Genomic DNA, 6,663 nt, shown 5'->3' with positions numbered 1-6,663 from the left:
CCTTGTTATCGCCTGGCGATAACAAGGGGCCCTTCCTAACCGCAGAGCGGGGTTACTTGCCGACGCCGGCGGTGAGGCCGGACTGGACCTGGCGTTGGAAGACGATGTACACGATCAGGACCGGCAGCGTGGCCATGGTGACGCCGGCGAAGAGGCCGGACCAGTCGGACTTGTAACCCTGGTTGACCGACAGTTCGATCAGGCCCTGGGAGATCACCTGATGCTTCGGCTCGCCGGACAGCGACTGCATGAGCAGGGTCGGCAGGTACCACTGGTTCCACTGGCCGAGCACGTTGAAGATGCCGATGCTGATCAGGCCCGGCTTGGCCATCGGCAGCATGACGCTGAAGAAGGTCCGGGTGTGCGAGGCCCCGTCGACCATGGCCGCCTCGGCGATCGAGTCCGGCAGGGTCCGGAAGAACGAGTGCATGAAGAAGACCGTGAAGGCCAGCGACCAGGCGACGTAGACCACGATCAGCATGACGTGCTTGTTGGGCCCGAGCAACGGGAAGGTGACGCCCATCTTGTAGACGCCCTTGAACAGCGGCACCGCGGCCAGGTAGACCGGCAGGGTCAGGCCGGAGAGGAACAGGTAGTAGATCAGCCGGTTGCCGGGGAACTCGTAACGGGCCAGCGCGTACGCGGCCATCGAGCCGAGCAGCATGGTCAGGGTGACGCTGCCGAGCAGCACCAGCACCGTGTTGAGGAAGAACGACCCGAGGTGCCCATTGGTCCAGGCGCGGGCGAAGTTGTCCCAGTGCAGCTTGCTCGGGATCAGGGACAGCGGCTCGCGGATCACCTCCGAGTCGCCCTTGAACGCCGACATCACCACCCACAGCAGTGGGTAGACCACCATCAGGGCCCAGACCACCAGGAACAGGTGGGAGAAGCCGTTGAAGATCCGGGTGCTCATCCCGGCCCCGCCTCGCGCCCGCCGGGTTGGTGCCGGGCGGGACGGGCCGGCCTGGTCGGCCCGGCCGAGACCGGGTGTCGCCGTGCTCATCGTCGCGCCTCCTTCAGAACTCGATACGGTCACGACGGGTGATCCTCAGCTGCAGCGCGGCGAGCAGGATCGTGAAGATGGCCAGCGCGACACCCATCGCGCAGGCGTAGCCGTACTGGCCCCGCTGGAAGGCCGTAAAGTTGATCACCGACGCGAAGATCTCGCTGGCGTGGTTCGGGCCGCCCTGGCTCGGGGTCATGACGAAGACCAGGGCGTACATGTCCAGCGCGATGAAGCCCAGGTAGACCCAGGCCACCGAGACGGTGTCCCGCAGCAGCGGCAGGGTGACCCGGAAGAAGGTGTGGAAGCGTCCCGCGCCGTCGAGGATGGCCGCCTCGTAGATTTCCTTCGGGATCGACTGCATCGCCGCGGAGAAGAGCACCATGTAGAAACCGGCCCCGCTCCAGACCGCGATGAGCAGCAGCCACCACAGCACCGCCGGTACGCCGAGGAAGGGTTCCGGATCGGCGGTGAACGCGATCGGGTTGTCCGCGTCGACCAGCCCGATCTTGATGAGCACGCCGTTGATCAGGCCCTGGCCGTCGGTACGGTAGATCTGATTCCACATGACGGCGATGAGCACCAGCGACAGCACCTGCGGGAAGAAGAACACAATCTTGTAGAACCCGGAGCCGAACACCCCGCGGATGCCGGCCCTGTCCTCGCGTCCGCCCACGTTGAGCAGGAACGCGAGGAGCAGGGCCAGCGCGATGGTGAACAGCGGCACGGTGATCAGGAAGAAGACGTTGTGCCAGAACGCCTTCCTGATCAGCTCGTCGGAGAACAGCCGGACGTAGTTGTCCAGCCCGACGAACTCCTGCTTGTCGGAGTAGCCACCCCAGTTGGTCAGCGAGTATCCGGCCGCCTGGGCGAAGGGCCACACCACGTAGAAGAGGTACAGCGCGACGGGCAGGGCGAGGAAGCCCGTGACGAAACGCGCAACTCCGTGCCGCATGAGAATCACACTCTCGTTCGGATCAGGCGGTGCGGGTCTGCTTCGGGATCGACGAGTCCTTGGCGACCTTGTCGGCGGCCGCCTGCATCTTGTCGACGAACTGCTGCGCGGTGAGGCGGCCAGCCATCAGCTCCTCGGAGAGGTTCTGGCTCTCCTTGTCCAGGTCGGCGTAGAAGTCCTGGTACTTGACCGAGATCAGCTCGCTGCCGCCGTTCTTCATGAGGGCGTTCGCGCTGGCGAGTGCGGAGTCCTGCACGTTGTCGCCGGAGCCCTTGGTGGAGGCCAGCGACTTGGTCAGCTCGGCGAACTTGGCCGAGCCCTCCTTCGACAGGATCGCCCGCAGGAACTCCTTGGCGGCCGCCTTGTTGGGAGCCTTGCTCGGTACGACGAAACCCTCGCCGGCGGCGGCGAACACGTCCTTCGGCGCCTTGTCGTCCGCGTGGGACCAGTAGTCGGAGAGGGTCATCTCGAAGCCCGGCGGGGTGGTCGCCGACATCTCGTTCTTCAGCCAGGTGCCGACCTGGATGAACGCCGCCTTGCCGTCGAGCCAGGCCTGCTGCGACTGGGTGTGGTCGAGCTTGCCCGGCAGCACCAGCTTGTCCTTGACGAGCTTCTCCCACGGCTCCAGCGCCTTGAGGATGCCGTCGGCCTTCCAGGCGTCGTCCTTAAGGTTGTCGATGTCGACGACCGCCTGCTTGCCCGCGGACTTCCAGATGCTGGCCATGAGCGCCCACCGCGGGTAGTAGCCGTGGACCGCGTCGTAGACGTACGGCGACAGGCCCTTGGCCTTGATCTTCGGGGCGAGCTCGAAGAACTCGTCCCAGGTGGTCGGCGCCGCCCAGCCCTCCTTCTGGAACAGGGCGCCGTTGTACCAGTTGCCCCAGACGGTGAAGGCCACGTTCACGACGTAGAACTTGCCGTTCTGGCTGCCGTCGCTGACGGTGCCCGGCAGCAGCGTGTCGGCCACGGTGCCCTCGCCGTCCCACGCGGGGGCGGCGAGCAGGTCGTCGAGCGGCTCGATGGCGCCCTCGTTGATCAGCGTGCTGCGGTCCATCATGTCCGCACCCGAGTTCATGACGAGGTCGCTCGGCTGCGTCGCCATCTTCGGCTGCTCTTCGGTCTTGATCTTTTGGGTGGAGCTCATGTTGACCGCGACGTTGGGGTGCTTGGCGTTGAAGACGACCTTGTCTTCCTTCGCCCACTGGTCACCGAGGCCACCGTTGAAGATGACCACCTTGACCGCACTGCCGTCCTTCACGCCGAACGGGTTGTCCTTGCTCTTCGTGCCACCACTGTCGTCGGACTTGCTCGGCTCGCTGCCGGCGCAGGCGCTCAACAGACCCACCGCCGGGGCGGCGAGCAGGCCGGCCGCGGCGGCCCGCCGCAGCAGGGTCCGGCGGCTGAGATCGCCGAGATTCTCGGGAGTAACGGACATCTTCGTCTCTCCTTGTCGTATCGGGTCAGGCGGTGCGCCGGAGCGCACTGATCATGAGGCGGCCGCCTTCGCGGCCTTGTGCCCGTCGACGGCTTGGGCGGTACGCCGGAAGGCCGCGTGGGCACGGTCATGGGTCCGCTGTGCCACCGCGATGTAGAGCAGGTCGAGCACGACGAGCTGCGGGTGCCGGGCGGAGAGCGCGTCGGGCCGGAAGGTGGTGGCCTGGCTGGCGGTGACCAGCACGATGTCGGCCAGCTCGGCCAGTGGCGATCGGGGGAAGCCGGTCAGTGCGATCGTGGTGGCGCCCCGGCTGTCGGCCTCGGCGAGCAGCTCGATGGTCTCGCGGGTCTGCCCGGTGTGCGAGATGCCGAGCGCGACGTCGCCGACGCCGAGCAGCGCCGCGCTGGCCAGCCCCTCGTGCACGTCGCTCCAGGCCCAGGCAGCCACCCCGATGCGGTGCAGGCTGAACTGCATCTCCTCGCCCACCAGGGCGCTGCCGCTGGCGCCGAAGATGTTCACCCGGCTCGCGCCGGCGATGGCCACCGCCGCCCGCTCCACCTCGGCGAGGTCGAGCAGCGCGGCCGTGTCGTGCATGGCCCGGGTGTCGGCGGCCATGATCTGGTCGAGGACCCGGGACAGCGGATCGTTGGGCTGGATCTCCCGGCCGATGTCGACGGTCCAGCCCGCCGAACGCACCCGGCCGGTCTCCGCCGCGATGCCGAGCCGCAGGTCGGCGTAGCCGTCGAAACCCATCGCCCGACAGAACCGGGTGATGGTCGCCGGTGAGGTGCCGCTGCGCTCGGCGAGCTCCACAATGGTGGCCCGGGCCGCCGCCTCCGGGTCACTGAGCACGTGCTCGGCGACCCGGCGCAACGCCCCGGTCAGCTCCCCCGCTCCGGCTCGGACTCGGGCCAGCACGCCGCCGGAGGGGACTCCCACCGCACCCCGCCGGTCGACCGCGTCGGCGTCGACCACCACGGATTCCGCGGGGGTGTCCACCTCGTGATCAACCATGGGACGCCTTTCGGAAAAGAGTGTTAACTGTTAGTGGTAAAAGTTCTTACTAAACGACCCTCCGTGTCAAGACTGTGGGCGAAGTTTTCAAACCGTTACCTGGGACGCACCCGGAGAGTCGACTATGGATCTTGCGTTGACCCACCGCGCCGACCAGCATGAAGGGCCATCAGGCCCGCACACAGGAAGGCCCACCGGATGTCCGACACCGTCGTGGTCGGCCTCGACATCGGGGGTACGTCCACCCGGGCCGCCGCCCTCAGCCTCGACGGCGTACGCCTCGGCACCGGCCGGGCCGGCGGTGGCAACCCGACCAGCCACGGCGTCGAACCTGCCGCCGCCGAGCTACTCACCGCGCTGCGCGCCGCGCTCGTCGACGTCGACCCCACCCGGGTACGCGCCGGCGTCATCGGGCTCGCCGGGGCCGGCCGGCTCCTCGCCGACCCGCACGGGCGGGCCGCGTTCGACCGCGCCTGGGCCGACGCGGGCCTGCGCTGCCCGTACGCCGTGCACGGCGACGCCCTGGTCGCGTACGCCTCGGGCACCGCTGCCCCGAACGGCACCGTGCTCATCGCCGGCACCGGCGCGATCGCCGCCCAGGTCCACGACCTGCGCCTCGATCGCACCGCAGACGGACACGGCTGGCTGCTCGGCGACGCCGGCTCCGGATTCTGGCTGGGCCGGGAGGCGGTCCGCCGGCTCCTGTCCGACCTGGACCGCGCCGACCCGCCCGGCGAGCTGGGCCGCCGCGTGCTCGCCGAGCTGACCGGCTCACCCGAGGTGGCGGCCCGTCCTCGGGCGACGGCCGCTCTGGTGGTGCAGGCGGTCACCCGACGCGCGCCGGTCGAGCTGGCCCGCCTCGCGCCGCTGGTCGTGGCCGCCGCCAGGGCGGCGGAACCGATCGCCCTGGCGCTCATCCGGGAGGCCGCCACGCTGCTCGCCGAGAGCGTCACCCGGATCCGGCCGGCCGGGACGGCCGGCCCGGTCGTGCTCGGCGGCGGACTGCTCACCGCGGACACCCCACTCGCCGACGCGGTCCGCGCCGAACTGGCCCGACGCTGGCCGGACGCGCCGCTACGGACCGCCGGAGACGGGGCGGCGGGGGCCGCTTGGCTCGCCGCCCGGGACCTGCCCGAGGTGATCGACCCGGCGGCCCTGCACGCCCTCCTGCTTCCCGCCGCAACCTGACGCCGCGCCCCGCGCCAATGGACGTTGACCAACGTGTCGCTTTGGAGCTGACATCACGAACGACTCAGCGGCCAGGCGACCTCCCAAGACCGGCTGAATCGGAGACGACATCAGCTCCAAAGCGCCTCGAAGGGACTGTCCTCTCCGGCAGGACCGGACGACTTCTCGGCAGCTACGAACTTGATGACGCGGACGATTCACGCCAGCCACCGGCCCACGCCACAGGCCCAGACGTGCGTGCGCCAGCCGCCGCCGAGCAGGGTGAAGGTCCGACGCTGCACCGAGTCGTCCGGGTCGAAGCCGGGGGCATCATTTGAGCTGGCCTGCGGTGAGGCCGGTCTGGATCTGCCGCTGGAACGTCACGTAGACCACCAGCACCGGCAGCGTGGCGATGGTCAGCCCGGCGAACAGGCCGCTGAAGTCGCCCTGGTAGCCCTGGCTCACGGCAAGTGCCGCGAGGCCCTGGGCGAGCACCCACTTCGAGTCGTCGCCCTGCATGAGCACCTGCGGCAGGAGAAACTGGTTCCAGTGACTCAGAAAGTTGAAGATCGCCACACTGATCAGTCCCGGACGCGCCATCGGCAGCATCACCCGGAAGAAGAGCCGGAAGTGACCGCAACCATCGATCAGAGCCGCCTCTGCCACTGCGGTCGGCAGGGTACGGAAGAACGCGGTCAGAAAGAACACCGTGAACGGCAGCGAGTACGCCGTGTATACCAGCATGAGACCGGTCCAGGTGCCGAGCAGGCCGGAGTTGCGGACCACGAAGAACAGCGGTACGAGGGCGAGGAAGACCGGGAACATCATGCCGCCGACGAACAGGTAGTAGGCCAGCTGACGGCCGCGGAAGTCGTAGCGCGCGAAGACGTACGCCGCGGTCGCGCCGAGCAGCATCGTCAGCGTGAGCGAACCGGCCACCACGATGGCGCTGTTGAGGAAGTATCGGCCGATGTGCGCCTCGGTCCAGGCTCGGGCCCAGTTCTCCAGGCGCAGCGCGCCGGGCAGCCCCCACGGGTCGGCGAGGATCTCACCGTCGCTCTTGAGCGAGCTGAGGAACATCCACAGCAG

Annotated in this window: 6 protein-coding genes; 1 reads left to right on the top strand and 5 read right to left on the bottom strand. The window is 68.5% G+C overall.

Annotated elements, in window-relative coordinates; all coding sequences use genetic code 11:
* Positions 1–52: 52 nt before the first annotated feature.
* The 4 genes from ABZ671_RS24960 to ABZ671_RS24945 form a co-directional block, all read right to left on the bottom strand.
* A complete protein-coding gene (locus tag ABZ671_RS24960; RefSeq protein ID WP_357862381.1) occupies positions 53–913 on the bottom strand; it encodes a carbohydrate ABC transporter permease in 861 nt (286 codons plus the stop codon).
* 103 nt (positions 914–1,016) lie between these two features.
* Positions 1,017–1,958 carry a sugar ABC transporter permease gene (locus tag ABZ671_RS24955; RefSeq protein WP_357862373.1) on the bottom strand — a complete coding sequence of 314 codons (942 nt, stop codon included), beginning with the start codon at positions 1,956–1,958 and terminating at the stop codon, positions 1,017–1,019.
* 22 nt (positions 1,959–1,980) lie between these two features.
* The gene (ngcE, locus tag ABZ671_RS24950) at positions 1,981–3,393 is read right to left on the bottom strand and encodes an N-acetylglucosamine/diacetylchitobiose ABC transporter substrate-binding protein (RefSeq protein ID WP_357862371.1); all 1,413 of its coding nucleotides are present in this window, start codon (positions 3,391–3,393) and stop codon (positions 1,981–1,983) included.
* 51 nt (positions 3,394–3,444) lie between these two features.
* Positions 3,445–4,407: a MurR/RpiR family transcriptional regulator gene (locus ABZ671_RS24945; protein WP_357862369.1), complete on the bottom strand. Its 963-nt coding sequence runs from the start codon at positions 4,405–4,407 to the stop codon at positions 3,445–3,447.
* A 198-nt stretch (positions 4,408–4,605) separates the two neighbouring features.
* Between ABZ671_RS24945 and ABZ671_RS24940 the strand changes: the two genes are divergently transcribed.
* Positions 4,606–5,595 carry a BadF/BadG/BcrA/BcrD ATPase family protein gene (locus ABZ671_RS24940; RefSeq protein WP_357862366.1) on the top strand — a complete coding sequence of 330 codons (990 nt, stop codon included), beginning with the start codon at positions 4,606–4,608 and terminating at the stop codon, positions 5,593–5,595.
* 309 nt (positions 5,596–5,904) lie between these two features.
* On the opposite strand, the gene ABZ671_RS24935 is transcribed toward ABZ671_RS24940, so the two are convergent.
* Positions 5,905–6,654 carry a carbohydrate ABC transporter permease gene (locus tag ABZ671_RS24935; protein WP_357862379.1) on the bottom strand — a complete coding sequence of 250 codons (750 nt, stop codon included), beginning with the start codon at positions 6,652–6,654 and terminating at the stop codon, positions 5,905–5,907.
* Positions 6,655–6,663 lie beyond the last annotated feature (9 nt).

This window comes from Micromonospora sp. NPDC006766, from assembly GCF_040636055.1.
Classification (GTDB): domain Bacteria; phylum Actinomycetota; class Actinomycetes; order Mycobacteriales; family Micromonosporaceae; genus Micromonospora.
The sequence above is the reverse complement of the archived record's forward strand: the minus strand, read 5'-3'. Positions and strand labels throughout refer to the sequence as shown.